General features: G+C 63.5%; 25 protein-coding genes. 15 read left to right on the top strand and 10 right to left on the bottom strand.

Going from position 1 to position 20716, the window contains the following annotated elements; genetic code table 11:
- Positions 1-17: 17 nt before the first annotated feature.
- From IEX18_RS14640 to IEX18_RS14625, 4 genes are all read right to left on the bottom strand, one after another.
- Positions 18-593 (bottom strand): RNA polymerase sigma factor, encoded by a 576-nt coding sequence (locus tag IEX18_RS14640; RefSeq protein WP_188659510.1) that lies wholly within the window; start codon positions 591-593, stop codon positions 18-20.
- Complete coding sequence (locus IEX18_RS14635; protein WP_188659509.1) at positions 590-1024, bottom strand: periplasmic heavy metal sensor; 435 nt, start codon at positions 1022-1024, stop codon at positions 590-592. Before IEX18_RS14635 ends, IEX18_RS14640 begins: the two co-directional genes overlap by 4 nt.
- A gap of 2 nt (positions 1025-1026) precedes the next feature.
- Positions 1027-1296 (bottom strand): hypothetical protein, encoded by a 270-nt coding sequence (locus tag IEX18_RS14630; protein WP_188659508.1) that lies wholly within the window; start codon positions 1294-1296, stop codon positions 1027-1029.
- Between the two features lie 403 nt (positions 1297-1699).
- Positions 1700-2707: an NAD(P)/FAD-dependent oxidoreductase gene (locus tag IEX18_RS14625; protein WP_188659507.1), complete on the bottom strand. Its 1008-nt coding sequence runs from the start codon at positions 2705-2707 to the stop codon at positions 1700-1702.
- 214 nt (positions 2708-2921) lie between these two features.
- Here IEX18_RS14625 and copC point away from each other — a divergent pair, with 214 nt between their 5' ends.
- The 3 genes from copC to IEX18_RS14610 are packed head-to-tail and all read left to right on the top strand — an operon-like array spanning position 2922 to position 4495.
- Complete coding sequence (gene copC, locus IEX18_RS14620) at positions 2922-3290, top strand: copper homeostasis periplasmic binding protein CopC (protein WP_188659506.1); 369 nt, start codon at positions 2922-2924, stop codon at positions 3288-3290.
- Between the two features lie 3 nt (positions 3291-3293).
- Positions 3294-4220: a copper homeostasis membrane protein CopD gene (copD, locus tag IEX18_RS14615; RefSeq protein ID WP_188659505.1), complete on the top strand. Its 927-nt coding sequence runs from the start codon at positions 3294-3296 to the stop codon at positions 4218-4220.
- A 5-nt stretch (positions 4221-4225) separates the two neighbouring features.
- On the top strand, positions 4226-4495 hold the full coding sequence (locus IEX18_RS14610; RefSeq protein WP_188660036.1) for a flagellar biosynthetic protein FliQ: 270 nt from the start codon (positions 4226-4228) through the stop codon (positions 4493-4495).
- Between the two features lie 19 nt (positions 4496-4514).
- Here the strand turns inward: IEX18_RS14610 and IEX18_RS14605 are convergent, their stop codons facing one another.
- From IEX18_RS14605 to IEX18_RS14585, 5 genes are all read right to left on the bottom strand, one after another.
- Entirely contained in the window at positions 4515-4763 is a 249-nt protein-coding gene (locus IEX18_RS14605) for a hypothetical protein (protein ID WP_229664647.1), read from the bottom strand.
- 120 nt (positions 4764-4883) lie between these two features.
- The gene (locus IEX18_RS14600; RefSeq protein WP_188659504.1) at positions 4884-5216 is read right to left on the bottom strand and encodes a four-helix bundle copper-binding protein; all 333 of its coding nucleotides are present in this window, start codon (positions 5214-5216) and stop codon (positions 4884-4886) included.
- Between the two features lie 299 nt (positions 5217-5515).
- A complete protein-coding gene (locus IEX18_RS14595; protein WP_229664612.1) occupies positions 5516-6193 on the bottom strand; it encodes a DUF4396 domain-containing protein in 678 nt (225 codons plus the stop codon).
- Positions 6194-6480: 287 nt separating this feature from the next.
- Positions 6481-7794: a type II restriction enzyme NmeDI-related protein gene (locus IEX18_RS14590; protein ID WP_188659503.1), complete on the bottom strand. Its 1314-nt coding sequence runs from the start codon at positions 7792-7794 to the stop codon at positions 6481-6483.
- Positions 7795-7957: 163 nt separating this feature from the next.
- Positions 7958-8488 carry a YybH family protein gene (locus IEX18_RS14585; protein ID WP_229664611.1) on the bottom strand — a complete coding sequence of 177 codons (531 nt, stop codon included), beginning with the start codon at positions 8486-8488 and terminating at the stop codon, positions 7958-7960.
- 177 nt (positions 8489-8665) lie between these two features.
- Here IEX18_RS14585 and IEX18_RS14580 point away from each other — a divergent pair, with 177 nt between their 5' ends.
- Together IEX18_RS14580 and IEX18_RS18650 are read left to right on the top strand one after the other, a co-directional pair.
- Complete coding sequence (locus IEX18_RS14580; RefSeq protein ID WP_308419351.1) at positions 8666-9916, top strand: acyltransferase family protein; 1251 nt, start codon at positions 8666-8668, stop codon at positions 9914-9916.
- Positions 9917-10187: 271 nt separating this feature from the next.
- The gene (locus IEX18_RS18650) at positions 10188-10373 is read left to right on the top strand and encodes a hypothetical protein (protein ID WP_229664609.1); all 186 of its coding nucleotides are present in this window, start codon (positions 10188-10190) and stop codon (positions 10371-10373) included.
- 498 nt (positions 10374-10871) lie between these two features.
- On the opposite strand, the gene IEX18_RS14570 is transcribed toward IEX18_RS18650, so the two are convergent.
- A complete protein-coding gene (locus IEX18_RS14570) occupies positions 10872-11258 on the bottom strand; it encodes a MerR family transcriptional regulator (protein WP_188659501.1) in 387 nt (128 codons plus the stop codon).
- Between the two features lie 71 nt (positions 11259-11329).
- On the opposite strand from IEX18_RS14570, the gene IEX18_RS14565 reads away from it, so the two are divergent.
- The 10 genes from IEX18_RS14565 (at position 11330) to IEX18_RS18645 (ending at position 20715) form a co-directional block, all read left to right on the top strand.
- Positions 11330-11980 carry a cation diffusion facilitator family transporter gene (locus tag IEX18_RS14565; protein ID WP_188659500.1) on the top strand — a complete coding sequence of 217 codons (651 nt, stop codon included), beginning with the start codon at positions 11330-11332 and terminating at the stop codon, positions 11978-11980.
- 65 nt (positions 11981-12045) lie between these two features.
- Complete coding sequence (locus IEX18_RS14560; protein WP_188659499.1) at positions 12046-12342, top strand: hypothetical protein; 297 nt, start codon at positions 12046-12048, stop codon at positions 12340-12342.
- Between the two features lie 60 nt (positions 12343-12402).
- Positions 12403-13680: a TolC family protein gene (locus IEX18_RS14555; protein ID WP_004212875.1), complete on the top strand. Its 1278-nt coding sequence runs from the start codon at positions 12403-12405 to the stop codon at positions 13678-13680.
- Positions 13680-14858 (top strand): efflux RND transporter periplasmic adaptor subunit, encoded by a 1179-nt coding sequence (locus IEX18_RS14550; protein ID WP_004212877.1) that lies wholly within the window; start codon positions 13680-13682, stop codon positions 14856-14858. Before IEX18_RS14555 ends, IEX18_RS14550 begins: the two co-directional genes overlap by 1 nt.
- A gap of 3 nt (positions 14859-14861) precedes the next feature.
- Positions 14862-18107 (top strand): efflux RND transporter permease subunit, encoded by a 3246-nt coding sequence (locus IEX18_RS14545; RefSeq protein WP_018251219.1) that lies wholly within the window; start codon positions 14862-14864, stop codon positions 18105-18107.
- A 53-nt stretch (positions 18108-18160) separates the two neighbouring features.
- The gene (locus tag IEX18_RS14540; protein ID WP_026189137.1) at positions 18161-18649 is read left to right on the top strand and encodes an SRPBCC family protein; all 489 of its coding nucleotides are present in this window, start codon (positions 18161-18163) and stop codon (positions 18647-18649) included.
- On the top strand, positions 18646-19020 hold the full coding sequence (locus IEX18_RS14535) for a hypothetical protein (RefSeq protein WP_026189138.1): 375 nt from the start codon (positions 18646-18648) through the stop codon (positions 19018-19020). The genes IEX18_RS14540 and IEX18_RS14535 overlap by 4 nt, the downstream gene beginning before the upstream one ends.
- Before the next feature lie 45 nt (positions 19021-19065).
- Positions 19066-19407, top strand: coding sequence for a flagellar hook-basal body complex protein FliE (fliE, locus tag IEX18_RS14530; RefSeq protein WP_026189139.1), 342 nt, complete (start codon positions 19066-19068; stop codon positions 19405-19407).
- A gap of 31 nt (positions 19408-19438) precedes the next feature.
- Positions 19439-20326, top strand: coding sequence for a bestrophin family protein (locus IEX18_RS14525; RefSeq protein WP_019368194.1), 888 nt, complete (start codon positions 19439-19441; stop codon positions 20324-20326).
- A complete protein-coding gene (locus IEX18_RS18645) occupies positions 20323-20715 on the top strand; it encodes a hypothetical protein (RefSeq protein ID WP_037477072.1) in 393 nt (130 codons plus the stop codon). The genes IEX18_RS14525 and IEX18_RS18645 overlap by 4 nt, the downstream gene beginning before the upstream one ends.
- The last annotated feature ends 1 nt before the right edge of the window (position 20716 follow it).

Below are 20716 nucleotides of genomic sequence, written 5' to 3'. Positions count from 1 at the left end.
TTACGCATCCAAGAGGTCTACCCCTCGCGCGATCCCAATTTTTCTAACAGTCGCAAGCGCGCCCTGTAGACGCGGGTTTCGACCGCTTTTTCGCTGATTCCGAGCAGACAGGCCGTTTCGGCCTGGCTGAGCCCCTCCACCGTTCGGAGCACAAGCGGCTCCTTCAAGTTCATCGGCAATCGGGATATGGCCCGCCGAACGTGATCGAGCTCCTCGCGACTGGATGCCGCCTCCTCGATTCCCACCTGGTCGTCCGGAACAGCCTCGGCCTCCTCCGCGATCGGTGTCGCAAAGGACAGAAAGCGGCGCACCTTCTGCTTGCGCGCCCAGTCGCGGCACTTATTGAGCGCGATGGCCGAGAGCCATACACGCATGGACCGCGCTCCGTCATAGCGGCTGAGCGCCTGATGCGCCGAGATGAAGGTCTCCTGAGTCAGATCCAGCGCCTCGTCGGTGTTGCCGAGGCAACCACGAGCGAGCCGGAACACTGGCTCCTCGTACCGCCGGACGATCTCGGCAAATGCCGCCTGGCGGCCGACCTGACTGAGTGCAGCAAGCTCACCGTCAGACAGACTCCTCCAATCAAGGCTCACTGCGAGTCTTCGGTCAGCGCCTTCACCACGGCACGGTCGAACTGTGCAGTCTGGTTCGGTCGGAGAAGCTGGCGCATGCCGAAGATGTGAGCCAAAGTCGCTTTCTGCAATTCGCCCATCGCGGCGTGATTTTGATCCACCGCAGCCGTGACGCGCGGGCCGTTGCCGTGCTCGGCCTCGATCGCCGCGGCCAGCCTTGCGTTGCTCGCCCGCAACTCGAACTCTAATGCGCGGCGCTGAACGGCATAGAGGCGCTCGAGACTGTCGAGCTTCGCCGACTGCCGTTCGTCAAGTGCTAGCCGATGATGCAGCACCTCATGGAGCTCAGCGCCTGCCCTAGGACGTGCCGGCAGGAGTTCCCGCCCGAGGAAAACACCGGCCAAAGCTGCCAGGAAAGCCGTCACGCCGATCAGGGCTGCTTGGCGACGCATGGTCACGGTGTGCCGAACAGCAGAGAAGAAGGTGCGAGCGGTTGCTGAGGCCCGAGGGGAGCCAAGGAAGAGGCTCCGGTTGCTGCCGCCGGTACGCCACCGGCCATGCCCATGATGAGCGCCGCGATGGCCGTTACCAACCCAAGCCCGGCACCCGATCGGGCCATGGGGGCGGATTTCAGGCGCGCAAGGACGCGTTCTTCCATATGCTCCAGCGCTGGAGGAGCGGGCGCGCGCGCCAGCCTCCCAAGTAGCTCATCGAGGTCGTTCATGTTCATCTCTCCTCTTGCTAACATGAATTACGCGCGATCCGCACCTGTCCCTCACCGCCGTCGCGACGGTTCGTTGACCTTTCAGTTTCGATGCATGACGGGCCGAGAGACCAGCCGCTGAATGTCGAGCCTGTTGTTTCTCAGGCCAAAAGTATTCGGCTGACGCTTCTGGAGGTGACCGACCGCCCGACTCAAGCCGGAGGTAAGGGCTAAGCCAACGGCAACACAAGACTTTTGCGTCAACCGGTATACATAGACAAAGCGGCCTGTCGCAGCGACGCGTTCTTCGTCGACCCTCACTCCTGCTCGCGAGGGCGGACTGTCGCGAGAGCGCCATGCCGAAAGTCAGGACACACGCTTCCACATCTGGCCTTCTCGCCGATCCGAGATCGCATCCCAGCCTTCATCCGACACGCTTCGACCGGCCCACAGCTGGGTGCATTGGTGCCGGTTCGAACGGTCGACTAACCAAGTCCTGATCTCGCAGTTGATTATGGACCGCTGTGGCGGCAGTCGCTGCCTGGCCCAGGGCTACGCTGATTTGATCCAAACCTTCGACAACGTCACCAACCGCGTATACTCCCGCGACCGTCGTTCGTTGGTGCTGATCGGTGACGATGCAGCCCGAGGCGCTTGTTTTCGCCCCCAAGGATATGCCGAGCTGCGAACGCGGCGAGGAACCAAGCGCGGGGTATAGCGTGTCGAAGGTGAGCCGCTGATCGTCGGTCAATACGGCTTCGATCCGCTCTTGTTGGACGAAGAGTCTCGCGACCGGCGTTTGGACGACCGATACTCCGTCCCGCTGCAACGCCGCAATTTCGTCCGCCTCGAGCTCGAGAGCTCGATAGGCCAGCAGCGTGACGTCCGCTCCGAAACCGCTCAAGAACCGCGCCTCTTCGGCACCGTGCCGGTCAGCACCCAACACTGCCACTACGCTGTGCCGTGCTTCGTAACCATCGCAAATTGGGCAGTAGCGGATGAGGCCACGGGCAACGCCGGCATCATGCATCGCGGCGGGAATCGCCGGCCGATGATTGACAACGCCAGTCGCGAGTATGACGGAGCGGGCTTTTATGACATCTAGCCCTTGAGAGATCAGGAAAGCGTCGCCCGACGACGCGATGGCATCCACTTCGCCCCGCCGGATAAGTCCGCCGTAGCGTTCAAGCTGCGCTTCAAGACGCACGAGGAAGTCGACGCCTGCTATCCCGTCAGGAAAACCGGGCAAGTTTTGGGACCGCGGAATAGATGCAGCGCGTCCGAAACCAGCATCGATCACAGCGCAACGCCGCATGAAGCGCGCAAGGTAGACGGCGGCGGTTAACCCGCCGGGGCCACCTCCGATAATGGCGCAATCGACGATCTGGTCCGGTTCACCATTCCATTCCCTGTCGCGCAGCCACACGCCCATGCCTTGCTCCCTTCGCCAACATTGTCGTCAGTCTGCAGCCGTCTCATGGCCGTTCGATCGTGTGACGTCGTACCGTCGTTAAGGAATACGCGGCGGAGACCATGACCCCTCGCGACGAGCGCCAACCGCCCGCGGCCGTGCAGAAAAAACATTGTGAGGGGTGGTCGCCGCGCCCGCGTAACATAGTTGAGCCCACAACACGGAGACTCGCTCAATGCGTCGCTTGATTGTTCCCGCCGCCGCTGCCGCCCTTGCTCTTCTGAGCGGTGCGGCGCAGGCACATCCGAAACTGGTCGCTTCGAACCCCGCCGCCAATGCCGCGGTCGCAGCCCCGGCGAAGATCACTCTTCAGTTCAGCGAGAAGCTGATGCCCGCTTTTTCGAAAGCGGAGTTGATCATGGCGGCGATGCCGGGGATGCCTGCCATGAAGATGGCGAGCTCGGTCGCCGTGGCGCCGGACGGGCGCACGCTCGTCATCACGCCAAGCGCTCGACTCTCGCGTGGCCGGTACACGATCGACTGGAACGTCGTTTCTGCCGACACGCACAAGATCGCCGGCCATCTCGCGTTTGCGGTGAAGTAAGGCATGACCGATGGGCCGACCATTTTGGTCCGTTTCGCGCTATATCTGGTGCTGGCGGCGATGTTCGGCCTGTCGGCATTCAGCCTGTACGGTCTGCGAGCTGGAGAGAGGGATGATGCGATCGCGCTACGGCCCTGGCTCGTGGGCAGTTCGGTTCTCGGCCTGCTTTTGTCCGCCATCGCTTTAGTAATGATGGTCTCGAACATGGCGGGCACGCCGCTTTGGCCGGTCGATCGCGCGGCGGTCGCCATGCTGCTCGAGGGCTCGCCGACTGGTACGGCCTGGCTGGTTCGAATTGCTGCGTTGTTTGTTGCAGGTGCTGCCGCGCTGCCAGCCAGAAAAAGTGACCGGGCTTTGGTCCTCATCATGGCGGCGTCCGGCGTGGCAATGGCATCGCTTGCGTGGACGGGCCATGGCGCAATGGACGAAGGCGGGGCGGGGTGGATCCACCTGATTTCAGATATCCTGCACCTGGTCGCAGCTGCCGCATGGGTGGGCGCGCTTCTGGGCCTCATTCTCCTTCTGGCTCAACCCGCCGAGCGCGTGGATGGTGATCACCTTCGCCTGACCCATCGCGCCCTCCACGGGTTCGGCGCGGTGGGTACGGTAGTGGTGGCAACCATCGTTCTTACGGGCCTGATCAACAGCTGGCTGTTGATCGGGCCGGCCAACGTCGCTGCCCTCGGCATGACCACTTATGGCCGATTGCTGCTTGCTAAGCTCGCGTTGTTCGTCGCCATGCTCGGCCTGGCTTCGCTCAACCGCTTTCGGCTGACACCCGCATTCGAAGAATCGATCGCTGGGGAAGACCACCGCGGCGCTTTGAGGTCGCTTCGCGTCAGCCTCGGGGTGGAGACGGCCAGTGTTGTCGCCATTCTTGCGCTGGTCGCGTGGCTTGGCACGCTTGCGCCTCCGACATCGGGCATGTGACGCCGATGGATCAGTCTCTTCTACTGGACGAGGCTGGTCGAATGCTCGTGGTGATTTGGCTTATCATGATCGTGCTACTGATGCCCATGATGATTATCAGTCTCATCATCGGCATTGTTCAGGCGGCGACGTCGATAAACGAGCAGACCTTGAGCTTTGTGCCGAAGCTGGTGGCGCTGTTCGTCTGCCTCCTCGTTTTCGCGAGCGCGGTGACGGAACTGCTCACCGGGTTCACGAAGGAAATATTCGGGGTGATCGCAACGATAAATCGCTGATTCTGCGTAGAGGAAGCGATCAATTCTTCCCCAGATACCGCACGCGCCCCGGGGAGGTTGTCGGCCCAGGTTGGGCGATAATTCCTCGGCAGAAGCTCGGCGGCGCGGCGGGCTGGGTGGTCGGCGCTATGGTGATGGTGCAACTGCGCCAGGCGCTCCGTTCGACGCCCTTCAGCTTGGCCGTCTCGAGTAGGCTGTAAATGCTGGCGGCAAGAAGACCACCCTGGTCGGACCCGGCGAACAGCGAGTTCTCGAGACCGATGGTCATGCCCCTCCGCAAACGCCCGGCGGAGTTGTTGTCGAGCTCCCGCCGGCCGTCGTCGCCGTATCGGGTGGGCCCATCGGGCGCGAAGGCGCGGGCGATCGATCATCGCCCGCGCGCGCGTTCTTAGGCGGCCATTGTCTCGCATGCCTCGGCACAACGAAGGCAGGCTTGGACGCAATCCTCCATCCCGTCGAGCTGGCGGCAGGTCTCGGCGCACGCCCGGCAGATCTCCGCGCATTCGCGGCAGATATGCTGATGGTGGGCGGATTTCCGCGCCATGAAGTCGATCGCGACCGCACACATCTGGGCGCAATCGGCCATGATTTTCATGTGTTCGGGGGCGGCGTGCTGGCCGCCCATCTCCAGGCAATGGTTCATCGCCATGTGGAGGCAGGTGACATGGCATTCGTGGCAGGCGTCCATGCACGCCTTCATGTCGGGGTCGATCTGGTGCATCGTAGGTCCTTTCGCTGATTGCCCGCTCATTAGAAAGTACGCGTCCGAGCGCCCGATCCCTTGGGATTACTCCCGAACCGAAAGTTGGTGCTGTGCCCTACATCGTCCAGCGACCGCCGATCGTCGCCACGAGGATCCCCGCGCCCAGCGCGAGCACGGTCAGCCCCGTCATCGCGACGATCTGCGCCAGCGTCGCGGTCGGGGTCATTGCCATTCCCTCCATCGCCGCTGCGCGATCGTGGCCATAGGGATGGGCCGTTGCATTTCGTTTCTCGGCCGCAACGGCATGGCCGCCATGCTCAAGCGCACGCTCGATGACCATTCCATGCTTCAATCACCGCCACTAGCCATAGATTGAAAGGGTAGGCGACGACGAAGCCGATGAGGGTCGCGAGCGACATGACACCCCAGAAACGAAGCGAGTTGGCGTGCATCGCGGTCATGTCGCGGCTCATCAATATGACCATCGTCGGGATCATCCCGGCCATGACGGCAATCATCGACAGCCACTCCGGGATGAACGACGCACGAAGCGCACGCCCGTAGGAGCCACCGAGCATGTCGCGCATGAACAGCGCCGGGAAGATAAGGAGACCGAATCCAAAGCTGAACAGGTATTCAGCCGTCACGTCCAGCCACATCGGCAGACCGAGCGCCGGAGTCATTGCGGCGGCGACAAATACGCCGGTCGCATCGCCGGCCAGGGAAAGGATGGCGGACCCGAATCCTTGCTTCCAGAGCGGGCGGATGAAATCCTCGTGTCGCTCGTGGGCGGGCTTCTGACAGGACAGCACATAGGCCGCCGCCATGATCGGACCGCCATAGAGCGTCACCAGGATCCAGCCCCACCTCATCACCTTGAGTTCAGGATTTCGAGCAAAGGCGTCCCAAGCTACGTAGGCGACGGACAGTGCAGTCAGCACGAACCAGCCTACCAGTATTGAATCGAGCCAAGCGTAAGGGGAAGTGATCATCATAGAGGCCGGGCCCGCCGCTTACCATGATGGCTATAGCCGTAGTCCCCCACATCGAGCTGCAAGAGGCAATTTGAATAAGCCTCGCTGCCCGGAGTGAAGCCGTAGCGCTCACACGCGGAACGATGTCGGAGCGCCATTTCTTGGGCGCTGATACAGCCGCTCAAGAGCAAGCCGGCAGCAGTGACGCCGAGAAGCGCAACGTATCGAGGCATGTCCGGTCCTCCTACTGCGGAGCAGGTCCATACCCCTGATACGCGCGCGGCGCGCCGATCCCTCGCCGGGTAGGCTCAAGCGAGCTTGCTAGCGACCGCCTTGATCGCCTTCAACCCCGACCCGAACCGACCGATCGCCTCGCGGTTCTTCTCCAGCTCACCATAGGGCAGGTAAGAGATATCGAGGTCGGCGACGCGACTGAACGCGGGGCGTTGGAGCTGGGCGCGAACATCGGCCTCGCGCGCGTCTGGTGCGACGAGAAACAGGCCCGCGGTCGCGTGAAGCTCGCTGCCGCTGAGCGCCAGGTCGAGCATCCTGACGATACCCGAATAGATCGAGGTCGAGTGCTCCACCTCGAATGCCGCGGCAACGTGATCGCTTCCCTTCTCAAGCCACAGCACGTCGATCAGCCGGATCGAGTCAGCGCCCTTTGACGTGGCGATCGTGTCGGGCAGGCGCTCAAGGCACCCTGCGCCCAAGGGTGATCCGTCGAAGACGCGGCTGCGGTCGTTCGCAGCGATCCAAACGTCATAACCGAGCGCCAAACCTAGATCGCGAAGCCATGCCTGGATTTCGGTATGGGTGCGCTCGTTCTCGCCCTCGCGCAGCGCGGCCTTACTAAGCGTGCGCGCCTCCTGGCGCGCCGCCTCGAGCCGCTGCCCCCAGCTCGCCAGCGCCCCGCCGCTCACGTCGAGGGGAGGGGCAGGATAGCGATCGGACCCGATGTCGAACAGCAAGCCGCCGATCGCGCCCAGGTCGTTCGACAGAAGGTCGCGGAAGCGATCGTTGAGGTCGAGAATGCCGGCCCGCATCGCCAGGAAGTGCTCCCAGCTTCCAAGCTTCACGTTCGCCCCCGTCAGCGCGTTGTAGCCCTTAACGATCGCGGTATTGAAGGGCGGCACCAGCGTCGGGTGAAGGAAGTAGAGGAGGTTGGCGACGGCCGGCCCCAGCCCTTTGATCTTCAGGCGGTCGATCGCGTGGATGTGGCCGATGATCTCCTCGGCCGTGTCGCAGCACGAACAGGCGTCGAGCAGCCGGCCGAACGCGCGCTGGTTACCGGGGCTCTCGTAAATGTCGGGGATGCGGAGCTTGGGCTTCCACAGAAACGCGTGATCCGCGCCTTTAAAAATCTGACGCTGCTCGGCGACGGAATGGACGACGGTCTCGAGCGACGATCCTCGATAGGCGACGCCGAAGGTGCCGCGTTCGATCTCACCAACGACCTGGATGATACCGCGCCGGATTGAGCGGAAGTTCTTCAGCCGCTCATCCCAAAGAAACCAGCTATTGTAGGTCGCGCTAGGGTCTTCACGCCAGCGGGCGATCAGCCGACGGACTAGGCCGGCGTGCGTCTCGCTTTGGACGTGCTGGTCGCTGATGATCGTCATCGGTACGCAATGTCCTTTGGAGGCGCGAAGGTTATATCGGCCTCTCGACCAATCCTTATAACCGCTAGTCGCTATTCAGTGCCGCAGCATGATCTTCTGTCGCCGCTCCGCAAGGCGAGCGGTTTCCAGTGTGTCGGGGGGTGAGAGAACGGTTGTTCGTCGGCTACTTGCCGGCCGGCGGCTTTCGGCTCGACGTATGGAGAATCACGATCCGCCAATTCCCTGCGATCTTCTTGAGCACACTGGTAGCAACGCCGCGTCGTTGCACCGTTTCGCCAGCCTTGGTCGTGATCGTGTAATCGTAAGCCTCATCCGCCAGCGCCAGACCGTTTTCGAGCTTCACGGAAGCGCGGTAGTTACTGAAGCGAAAGGCGGAGAACTCCTTGAGCTCGGGACCGAGGTGGTGCGCGAGATACTGCGCATAGGTTCCCTCGCTGCCCCCGCTTTCGAAAACCTTTGAATCGGACGAGAAGAGCCGCTCAGTGCCGGTGGCATCGAGGCGCTCGATCGCCTGCTTATACTGTTCGAGAACCGTCTGAACCGCCGCCGTTTCCGACGGAGGCGATTGGGCGAAAGCAGGTGGGCTCAACATTGCTGCGAGCACGAGCAGCCGGGGTAGGCCGCGTCGCAGGGCACGCCGACACCATGCCGGCGCATTTGGGGGTGCCGCGGTACGATAAAGCGTTGCGCGCATGATCCTCGCTTCAGAACAAGCAGTTTCAATAATCGGCGCAGATTGGCGGAGTTTATTCGCCTGCGTCAAGTCGCCGCTCGTACGGCGCTTTCAGCCGACGATCCCGCCGCTCGCGAAAGCTGATCCGCCTGAGCGACATGTGTCGAGGGATCGCCCGCGCCAGCACGTAGAAGGGGTATGGGGGAAAGAACAAACTGGACAACGCCATTCGGCAAAGCGTCGGTTCACGCACGACTGCTGTCCGGCGTCATGACGACCTCGGGCGCGTCGCGGAACGACGTTAGATGGCCTGAGCCACCCACGGCCAGGTCGGCGCCGAGCGGCGGATCCGTCAATCCGGCCTATTCGATTGTAGACGCACTACGTGCAATCTTGGCCGGCATCGTCACGTTCTCGCACGCATGGTATCTCCTTATCCGAGACTACCGACCCGGAGACGGTATCCTAGCGGGGTTGGGCTATTTTGCGGCAGGTTTTGCGCACGCGTGCGTCGTGCTGTTTTTCGTGCTGAGCGGCTACTGGATCACGCGGTCGGTTGTTAAGCGGTTGGACACGGGCTGGTCGTGGCCGCACTACCTCGCTGACCGGCTTGTCCGGCTATACCTCGTCCTGATTCCGGCCTTGGTTCTTGGCGGGTTGCTCGACGCGGTCGGTTACCATGTCTTGGGCACCGCGACCCATCGCGCGATGACCGACACCTTTGTCCTGAAAACGGATCTGGGCGACACGCTATCAGCGACAACATTTCTCGCGAATGCGTCGTTTTTGCAAAGCATTCTTGCGAGACCGTTCGGTTCAAATGGTCCGCTTTGGAGCGTCGCCTACGAGTTCTGGTATTATCTCTGGTTCCCGGCGCTCGCGTTGACGGTGCGGACCCGGCGGATGTCAGCATTCCTGCCGACCCTGCTGCTCGGCGCAATCGCTTCGCCTCTGGCTATCGGCTTTCTCTGTTGGCTCGCTGGAAGCGCGGTGTACTTCGCGGAGAAACGCGACGCGTTGACGAAGAAACCAGCCACGCGAACATCCGCGACCACGCTTTCGTTGGCGGCCGCGGCCGCGGCAGCGTTGCTCATTCTGGTAAGGCTTGTTGATTTCGCATTCGAGGATGTCGTGCTCGCGGCGGCTTTCGCAGTCGTGCTTCGACTTGTCCTCTCCGCGCGGCTGAGACTGCCCCGCTGCATGAATGCCCTGGCCAGATTTGGGGCACAGGCGAGCTTCACGCTTTATGCGATTCATTTCCCGCTGATAGCGTTCGCGGCCGGTTTGATGATTAGTAGTGAGCGAATGGAACCGGGCACTACCAGCCTAATATGGGTTGTAGTCGTCGTGACGACTGTGGCCTGGCTGGCCTACGGGCTGTCAAGAGTGACTGAAGCAAGAACCGATATCGTCCGTCGGTGGGTCTCGCGCTATCTGCCGAGCGCATAGTGATGATGTCTGAACGCAAAAGCATCGCACTTGCGAGCGCCGCGTTCTCATGAACTCCGCCAATTGAGCTCGCACGGGCGCAACCGGTGCTCGCCGGCATCAGCCCGCCTACCTCGCTGCGCGTCACGCGCGCGGTCCTCGACAGCGTGGGCGCCCGGACCAGCCTTGGCGGATCACCGGAGCGAGAAACGCGCACCCGCGCGCCAGGCTGGTCGAGGCGGGCTGACCGCACCGGCTGCCGGCGCGGGAGGAGCGGCGGTACCGCGAGCGGATGGCGAACCTGCCCGAGAAGATCCGGGCCATCGGCTGGAAAGCGCAGGTGCGCCTATGCCAGCTCTTCCGGCGGCTATCGGCAACCGACAAGCCGCAGCACAAGGTGAACACCGCGATCGCGCGCGAGCTGGTCGGCTACGCTTGGGACATCGCCCGGCGCTTGGGGGCCGCAGCTAGGGCGTGAGCGCGTCCATGCGAACGAGAGGAGGCGCCCGCCGCCCAACAGCGTAGACCTGGCCTGTGTGTAGCGGGCATCCAACTGTGATGGGCAACCCTCGGTGTAGGGTGGGGCAGGCATGTCCGTCGCCCGAGCTAGAGAGAGGAAGGCCCAGCGACGGACACGGGTAGTGCGATGACCAATCCGCGGACTAGAGCTTGATTAATCGTCGTCGATCAGGAACCTGCGGCACTCCTGCCAAGTCAACGCACCCGCCGGTTGGAAGGCCGGTGACGGGGTAAACACGCCCAGCGCTCCATATGGCAGTCATGACATGAGAGCGTACGTTTCCGGGCCTTCTCTCACCGCCCCCACTTCGGGCTTCGTCGCAAGGCGCGCCCGCTCGACATCCTTCTCGGCCCTTAGCTGGAAATAGTCCGTGTCGCTCTCGGACACGCCTTCGTCTCGCCGCTGAATACTTCTATCAAACTATACGCGCCGACGCCGGGCAGACAATCTTCCGATTTACTGCGACAGGGCATCAATGACCCTGCAGTCGGCAACGGTGCTGGCGGTGCAAGTTCCACCCCAGCGGGCAATTTCCCCTCGTAGCGCCGAGAGGTCGGCCAGTTTGCGATCGATCTCCGCGATGTGGACCGCGGCGATCTGATCGGCCTCGGCGCAGGATCCCCGCGGATCATCTGCAAGACGCAGAAGCGCGCGGACCTGATTCAGCGTGAAACCCAGATCACGCGAGCGTTTGATGAAGGACAGGCGATCAAGGTGCGAGCGATCGTAGAGCCGATAGTTGCCGCCGCTGCGGATGGGAGCGGGAACCAGCCCTTCGGCTTCGTAGAAACGAACCGTTTCGATCTTCAACCCGGTGCGCCTTGCGATCTCACCGATTTTCATATTCGATCCTTGACCCTATAGTGGGGTGAGGGTTCATATAGGGCGTCTGATCCACGAATCGAGCTTCGATAATGGCAGACGCTTGTTGCTCAGGGAAACGCGACACGATCGCGGAACTTGGTCGCAAGGCCGAGCAGCGCCGCGTGCTCATCATCGTGATGGTCATCAATCTTGCGATGTTCGTGGTCGAGTTTGGCGGCGGCGTCGTCGCGCGTTCCTCCGCCTTGATGGCGGATTCGGTCGACATGTTCGGCGACTCGGTGGTCTATGCGCTCAGTCTCTATGCACTGCATCGGGGCGAGCGCTGGGAAGCGGGCGCGGCGCTGGCGAAGGGCGGCATCATCCTGGCTTTCGGCGTCGCGGTCATTTTCGAGATCGCTGACAAGATTGCGAACGGCGTTCCTCCGGCATCGGGCCTGATGCTTGGAGTTGGCAGCGCCGCGCTGGTTGCGAACTTGATCTGCCTCGTGCTGCTCTGGCGCTTTCGCCGCGAGAATGTGAACATGTCGAGCACGTTCGAGTGCTCGCGCAATGATGTCGCATCGAACGTCGGGGTTCTCGCGGCTGCCGGATTGGTCGGCCTGACCGGCTCGGCTTGGCCGGACATCATCGTCGGCGGACTGATCGCCGTGATGTTCCTGCATTCGGCATGGCGCGTGCTGCGGGAAGCCTGGCCGGCATGGCGTGCCGCGAAGACATCGGGGCGCGAGTTATTGCGATGACATGGAAACCTATCTGTGGTACAGTCGGTTTCGTGCGAGCCTTTTTGCCTCTCCTGACATGCCTGATGCTGGTCCTCACCAATTTCTCCGGCATGGCCCATGCCGCCGATCTGGCGGGGGGAAGCATCGCGGGCGTTGAGTTCACGGTCCATACCGCCGGTGACATCGATCAGGTGCCATCGGACTCGGACAAGAATGTCCCGCATCATCACAATTATTGTCACGGACACGACGTCGGCGCGCCTGCGCGCACGACGATGGAATATACCCCCGTCCTCACAGTGCCCAAGCCGACAATCTCCGCCTCTGCATCGCTCGACGGCCGCACCGGCATGGTCCATTTGAGGCCCCCCCAAGCCTGACGTCCGATTTGGGCGTGCGTTGGCGCGCCCCTGTCGATCATCGTCAGGAGTCCTATTTTCATGAATCGTATTCTCGCGGCCATGCTGGCCGCAGCGTCTTGCGCCACGATGGCGCAGGCGCAGGTCGGACCGTCCGCGCCTGTTGCGCAGGATGCGCCGGTCTACACGCTTGACCAAGCGGTCAGTGCAGCGGGCGGTTCGGCCCCTGCTGCGGAAGCGGCGACAGCTGGAATCGACGCGGCCCGTGCAGGTCGCACAGTCGCCGGCTTGCGGCCCAATCCGGTGGTTCAAGGCCAAGTCGAGAATGTCATCGGCTCCGGGCCGTATCGGGGGGTCCGCAGCGCGGAAACCACGGTCGGCTTTGCGATCCCGATCGAGCTAGGCGGCAAGCGCGGCGCCCGCGTCGCGGTCGCCAATGCGCAATTGTCCCGGGCCGAGATCCAGGCCGCGATCATCGCGGCGGATGTCCGGCTTCAGGTAACGCAGCTCTATGTCGAAGCGGTCGCGGCCGATCGCCGGGTAATGACAGCCCGCGATCAGGCCCGGATCGCCAGCGATGCGCTGCGGGCCGCGAGCGTTCGCGTGCAGGCAGGGCGGGCATCGCCACTCGAGCAACAGCGCGCGGATGTCGCGCGTATCAATGCCGACGCCAATGTGGAGCGGCAGCTTCGCTTGGCCGAGGCGGCCCGCGCCAATCTGGCGCGTCGGATCGGACGGCCGATCGACGGCCTGCTCGATGACACGCTGCTCGATCGCCTTCCCGGTGTGAACGTCTATGGGCCGTTGGCACCGGTCAACACGACCGGCACACTCGCGCTGGCGGCAGCCAACGCGGATTTCTCCATTGCCGAAGCCGGCGTGCGGCTCGCGCGCGCCAATCGCGTGCCTGACCTGAACGTCGGGCCGTCGATCCGCCGCCTGGAAGCGACCAACGACATGGCGGCGGTGTTCAGCGTGTCGATCCCGATCCCGGTGTTCAACAATGGTCGCGCCGCGATTGCGCAGGCGACCGCGCAGCGGACCCAGGCGGATGCGCAGCGCCGCGTGACCGCGCTCGACATCGAACAGGCGATCACGGACGCGCAGGCGCAGGCGGCCAATGCCGCAACGACGGCTCGTGCGGCGTCGGGGCCGGCGCTGGCGGCTGCACAGGAGGCCGCCCGCATCGCGCGGATCGGCTATCGCGAGGGCAAGTTCGGCCAGCTCGAATTGCTCGATGCTGAACGCACGCTCGCCGAAACGCGGGTCGCCGCGATCGACGCGCTTGCCAATTACCAGAATGCCCGCGCGCAAGTGGAGCGACTGACCGCTCGTGCGCCCAATGGGGGGAATCAGTGATGAAGAGCTTTTATCTCGCGGGCGCGGCGTCGCTCGCCCTGCTCTTGGCTGCCTGCGGCGGCAAGGATGGCGGAAACGAGGCAACTGCCGAAGGCGCAGCTGCCAATGAGACGGCAGCGGGCACGGAAAAGGGCGGTGCTGAAGGCGGTCATGCCGGTGAAGGCGTCGTCACATTGGGTGCCGACCAGATCGCCACAGCGGGCGTCCAGGTCGGACGGCCGATCATCGGCGGGGCCGGGACGATCGAGCTGCCCGCGATCATCGAGGGCGACCCACAGGGAACGCAGGTCGTCTCGGCCGCAATTGCGGGACGCGTGGTCGCGCTCACCCGTAACCTCGGCCAATCGGTCGGACGCGGCCAGACCATTGCGGTCATCGAAAGCCGCGAGGCGGCGCAGATCAAGGGCGAGGTCGAGGCGGCGCGGGCGCGGCTTCAGCTCGCTAATTCGAACCTCGCGCGCGAACAGCGGCTGTTCGCGCAGAGAGTCTCCCCTGAACAGGATCTGATCGCCGCCCGCACAGCGGCGACGGAGGCGCGGATCGCCCTGACGCAGGCGCAGAGCATGGTTTCGGCGGCGGGTGTCGGCGGCGGCGGGCTCAACCGGCTCGGCATTGCCGCGCCGATCTCGGGCCAGATCATTGCGCGCCCCGTGACGCTGGGACAAACGGTCGCGGCGGATGCCGAACTCTATCGCATCGCCAACCTGAGCCAGGTGTCGATCGCGCTTAATCTCAAGCCCGAGGATGCGGGCCGGGTGCGTCCCGGCAATACGGTGCTGGTGAAGGCGGCAGGCCGTCAGGCGACCGCCCGCGTGACCTTCGTGTCGCCGGCGCTTGATCCGCAGACGCGGCTCGTGCCTGCGCTCGCCACCCTCGACAATCGCGGTGGCGAATGGCGGGTCGGCGAGCCTGTGACGGCAGCCGTGCAGCTCACGGGCAGCGGCGGGAGCGGGGCGGTCCGCGTGCCGACGACGGCGGTCCAGAGTTTCGAGGGCAAGTCGGTCGTGTTCGTGCGCACGCCCACCGGCTTCAAGGCGACCCCGGTCCAGCTCGGCGATGCGTCGGGCGACACGGTGATCGTCCGGTCGGGCCTGACCGGCAACGAACAGATCGCCACCACCGGAAGTTTCACGCTCAAGGCCGAGATCGGCAAGGGCGAAGCGAGCCACGAGGATTAAGCCATGATCGCCCGTATCGTAACCTGGGCGGTCGAGAAGCGCTGGCTAGTCCTGCTCCTCACCGTCATCGTCGCCGCCATCGGCGCCTTTTCCCTCTACCGGCTACCGATCGACGCGGTGCCGGACATCACCAACAATCAGGTCCAGATCAACGTCCGCGCGCCTGCCCTCTCGCCCGAGCTGGTCGAGAAGCAGGTGTCGTTTCCAATCGAAACCGCGCTCGCCGGCACCCCCGGCCTGGAATATACGCGCTCGTTGAGCCGCAACGGCTTCGCGCAGATCACGGCGGTCTTTTCGGACGCGACGGACATCTATTTCGCCCGCCAGCAGGTGGGCGAGCGTCTGCGGGGCGTGCAAGAGAATCTGCCCGACGGCGTGAACCCTGAAATGGGTCCGATCGCGACAGGCCTGGGCGAGGTGTACATGTACACCGTTCGTCTCGATCATCGCGAGGACGACAAGCACAAGCCCGGTGAACCGGGCCAACAGCCCGATGGCAGCTACATCACGCCAGAGGGCGAGCGACTGACGACCGAAGAGGACAAGGCGACCTACCTGCGCACCGCGCAGGACTGGATCGTGACGCCGCTTCTGAAGACCACACCGGGCCTCGCCGGTGTCGACTCGATTGGCGGTTACGCCAAGCAGTTCCTCGTCGTGCCCGACGTGCAGAAGCTGGCCTCGCTCGGCATCACGCTGACGGACCTGGGAAATGCGCTGGAGCGCAATAACACCAGCGTCGGCGGTGGCTTCGTCAATCGCAATGGCGAAGGTCTGGCTGTTCGCTCGGATGCGCTCGTTCGCAATGCCAGCGAGTTGGCCAGGACCGTGATCGCGACACGTAACGGCGTGCCGATCACGGTCGAACAAGTTGCGACTGTGAAGACGGGTCAGGCGATCCGCATGGGTTCGGCATCGGAGAACGGTACCGAAGTCGTCGTCGGCACGGCGATCATGCGGATCGGCGAGAACAGCCGCATCGTGTCGACCGCGGTCGCTGAGAAACTGAAGACGATCAACGCTTCGCTGCCTCCTGACGTCGTAATTCAGCCGGTGCTGAACCGCACCGAGCTGGTCAATTCGACGATCAAGACGGTCGCGAAAAACCTGTCCGAAGGCGCGGTGCTGGTCATCGTCGTGCTCTTCCTGCTGCTCGGCAACTTCCGTGCGGCCCTGATCGCGGCGTTGGTCATCCCGATCACCATGATGCTGACAGGCTTTGGTATGCTGCGCGCTGGGGTCTCGGCCAATCTGATGAGCCTTGGGGCTTTGGACTTCGGTCTGATCGTCGACGGCGCCGTCATCATCGTTGAAAACGCGCTGAGGCGGCTTGCCGAACAACAGCATCATGAAGGTCGCTTGCTGACCGTCAAGGAACGGCTTGCGACCGTGGCAGCCGCCGCTCGCGAGATGATCCGCCCCTCGGTTTACGGGCAGGCAATCATCATCCTCGTCTACGTACCGCTGCTCACGCTGACCGGCGTGGAGGGTAAAACGTTCGGACCGATGGCGCTGACCGTCATCATCGCGCTCGCCTTCGCCTTCATCCTCTCTCTCACCTTCGTGCCGGCGATGATTGCGATCTGGCTGTCGAAGAAGGTCGAGGAGAAGGACGGCCGCATCATCACGTGGCTGAAGAAGCGCTACGAACCCGGTCTCGACCGGGCCATGAAGCGCCCGACGCTGACGATCGGTGCGGGTGTGGGAAGCCTTGTGGTGGCGGCGCTTGCTTTCACTACGCTCGGCTCGGTGTTCCTGCCGCAGCTCGACGAAGGCGATTTGCTGATCCAGTCGCTCCGCATTCCGGCAACGTCGGTCCAGCAGAGCCAGGCGATGCAGGTGCCGATCGAGCGGATGATGTCGAAGCAGCCGGAGGTGCAATTCGTCTATTCCAAGACGGGCACCGCCGAGCTGGCGGCCGACCCGATGCCGCCGAACGCGACCGACATGTTCGTCATCCTGAAGCCGCGCAAGGATTGGCCGGATCCTGAGCTTCCCAAGGAGGAGCTGGTCAGCCGGATCGAGGGTAATCTCGCGAAGATTCCGGGAAATGCCTACGAGATCACCCAGCCCATCCAGATGCGCTTCAACGAGCTGATCGCCGGCGTGCGCGGCGACATCGCGGTGAAGGTGTTCGGGGACGACTTCAACCAGATGAACCGGACGGCCGAGCAAATCGCGGCGGTGCTGCGCAGAACGCAAGGCGCAGCGGACGTGAAGGTGGAGCAGACGACCGGTCTTCCCATGCTCGACATTCGCGTCAACCGCGACGCGATGGCGCGGTTGGGCGTTACGGCTCAGGATGTGCAGGACACCGTGACTGCGACGATCGGCGGGCGAACATCGGGCCAGATCTTCGAGGGCGACCGTCGCTTCCCGGTGGTGATCCGCCTGTCGGAGGCGCAGCGCGCCGACATCGGCCTGCTCCAGCAGGTGCAGGTGCCGGTGGCAGGCGGCGGCTATGTGCCGCTGTCCAGTGTCGCTGACATCAAGGTCGTCGACGGTCCCAATCAGATCAGCCGCGAAAACGGGAAGCGGCGCGTGGTGGTGCAAGCCAACGTGCGTGGTCGCGATGTCGGTAGCGTCGTTGCAGACGCGCAGGCGGCGATCGGCAGCCAGGTCCGGCTGCCTGCCGGTGCCTATCTCGAATGGGGCGGTCAGTTCGAGAACCTGCAATCGGCGAGCGAGCGGCTGAAGCTGGTCATTCCGGCCTGCTTCATCCTGATCCTGTTGCTGCTTTATGGCGCATTGGGATCGGTCCGCGATGCCGCGATCGTCTTCACCGGCGTGCCATTCGCGCTGGTGGGCGGCGTTCTGCTGCTCTTCCTGCGCGGCATGGACTTTTCGATCTCGGCGGCGGTGGGCTTCATCGCCCTGTCGGGCATCGCGGTCCTCAACGGCCTCGTCATGGTCAGCTCAATCCAGGATCTGATCCGGTCGGGGCTATCGCGCGAGGAGGCGGCCCATGTCGGCGCAATGCAGCGTCTGCGGCCAGTCGTCATGACCGCGCTCGTCGCAAGCCTCGGCTTCGTGCCGATGGCGCTTGGCGAGGGGGCGGGCGCGGAGGTGCAGAAGCCATTGGCGACCGTCGTCATCGGCGGCCTGATCTCGGCGACGCTGCTGACGCTGTTCGTGCTGCCGACGCTCTACGCCCGGTTCGGGCAGAAAGTGATCGAGAAGCCCGAGCACTACAATGAGGAGCATGAAGGGGACGACCACGGTCAGACCTTCGTGAACAACTTGGCCTGATGGGTGCGCGGGGCGATCCGCGATCGCCCCGCTCATCTCTGGGAGATGGGGATATGCCTCGCACCATAACCAGCTCAATGCTTCACGGCGGGCCACTGCGGATCTGGTCGGCGATCACCGATCCGGATCATCGTCGGGCTTGGAGTCCGCTCGTATTCCTCGACAACCCGTGCCAGCTTGGCGAAACGGAATGTACCTTCGCGATCCAGGGCATCACCCGGCCAATTCGGACGCCGGCCCGGGTCGATCAATTCGATAAGCCGCGCGCCTTCGCTTGGTCCTGCGGCATCCCTTATCTGTTCACGCTCGAAGAACGGTACGAGCTGGCAGGGGACGATGGTGGCACTAGGCTAACACATAGCTGCACGCTGGGCGGGGCGCTGTCTCTGCCGTTCGCGGCGATGATGTTGCGTCGTCTGCGGTCCCTGATGATCGAGGCTGATGATCGCCTCGCAACCTATCTGCGCTGGCGGGTGGGTCAGCCTGCCCGTGGGATCAATCGTCAGCGCGTCCCCTCCCGCTACAGGAGGAAGGCGCGATGATGCCGTTGAAGCGGGTACTGCCCGCCCTCATCCTCGTTGTCGGCCTGGCGGCTTGCACGGAAAGCAAGCCGCCAGCCCCGCCAACGGAGCAGCAAATCCATTCGTCCGACAGCGCCGTGGCGACCGGGGAAATGGGGCGCCATCCCTATCGCTGTTCCGACGGGGAACCGCTGTTCGTCGACTACAAGGACAACGGCCTGCAGATCGATTTGCGGCGCTCCAGCAGCGCCGTGCCCATGACGCTGACCGCGCCAGCGCAGGGCCTCCAATATGTCGGCGAGACAGCCACCGCGACCTTCAAGGGGTCGCAGCTCACCGTCGTGGATGGCGAGGGCCGCACCCGAATCTGCGAACGGGAGGGCACCCGATGAACCGTCCTGTCTTCCGACACGTCGCACTGGAACGGGAGAGAAACGATGTCTGACACGTCGATCTCGAATGTGATGGCCATTCGGGCCGAAGTGATCGCGCGAAGCCGCGCTTTGCGTGCGGCGCAGCCGACGGCACCGCCCGGCGTGACGCCGACCGCTCCGGCGTCGAACTTTGCCGACACCCTCAATGCCGTGGTCGCGAAGGTCAACGAGACCCAGGAGCAGGAGGATGTCGTCACCGAAGCATATGAGCGTGGCGAAACCACCGACATTGCAACCGTCGCGCTCATCCAGAGCCGCGCATCCATTACTTTCGAGGCGACCCTGCAAGTCCGGAACAAGCTGCTGTCCGCTTATCGGGACATCATGAACATGCCGATCGGATGACGATTGCTAAGAGATTTAGGGCGTAATTGATATGATAGTCGGCGCGAGGCCACGTTTTAGGCAGATCATTATCGAGGTTTGGAAGCCTCTCACGATCCTGTTCGTGTGGGACGTGGCGGTGACGGCATTCCACATGATGACCCCGATCAAGGAACCGCCTTTGCCGACGGCGCTGTTCGGCACTGCCATCGCGCTCTTCATGGGGTTTCGGACCAACGCAGCTTATGCGCGCTGGTGGGAAGCGCGAACCCTTTGGGGCGCGCTCATCAATGCGTCGCGCAGCCTGGCCAGGATCACACGCAGCCTGACCAAGGGGGAACCCGAGGGCAGTGAGACGCGGCACAACATCATCCTGCGGCAGATCGCCTTCGCGCACTCGATGCGCTGCCAGCTTCGCCGACAGTCGCCCTATGAAGACATTGCCCGGATCGCCGGAACGGACGTCGCCGATATGGCGGTCGCTCGCCTGAACCCTGCCAACGCGCTCTTGGAGGACATATCGGGCAATTACGCCGACGCGCTCGCGGAAGGTCGGATCACCGAGATCCAGCAGGCAACTGTAGAGCGCGTCCTGATCGACATCGCCAATGCGCAGGGTGGCATGGAGCGGATCAAGAACACGCCGCTGCCCAATGGCTTTCGGTTTTTCCCGAACCTCTTCACGCGCGTGTTCTGCGTGCTGCTTCCGATCGCGCTGGTCGAATCCCTGGGCCTTGCCACGCCGATCGGATCGACGCTGATCGGACTCGTCTTCCTCGCGGTGCTGAGCATCGGCGAGGATCTGACCGATCCGTTCGCCAATAGCGTCCACGATGTCCCGCTCACGGCCATGTGCCGCACGATCGAGATCGACCTTCTTCAGACGGCGGGACTACCGGCCCCTGAGCCGCTGACGCCCGATCACGGCGTGCTGTGGTGAGGGCGGTGCGCGCCTTGCGGCACCTGCCTGGCCTGACAGCCGCGCGCATCGGCGCCGTTCTGTTCGCGGGTATGGTCGTAGGGGCGTGCAACCCCGCTCCAAGCCAACCGGCCGAGCCGGCGCATGAAAAGCATCTGACGCCTCGATTGATCGCGCAGCGCATCATGTATTGCGACGATGGATCGCGCGCCGATGTCGACTTCATCGACGACGGCCTGAAGATGGGTGTCACCTGGCTGCCCAAGGGCAGAACCGAGATCCTGCACGCGCAACGGACCGGCGAAGAATTTCGCGGCGACCAGTCGCGGGCAGTCGTGGCGGGCGGGTCGATCGCCTTCACGCAGCGCGGGAAGATCCGCGTCTGTCATCGAACACCGGAGGAATCATAGG

The sequence above is a fragment of the Sphingomonas metalli genome (assembly GCF_014641735.1).
In the GTDB taxonomy this organism is placed as follows: Bacteria; Pseudomonadota; Alphaproteobacteria; order Sphingomonadales; family Sphingomonadaceae; genus Sphingomonas; species Sphingomonas metalli.
Note: the sequence above shows the minus strand (reverse complement) of the source record. Positions and strands in the feature narration are given on the sequence as shown.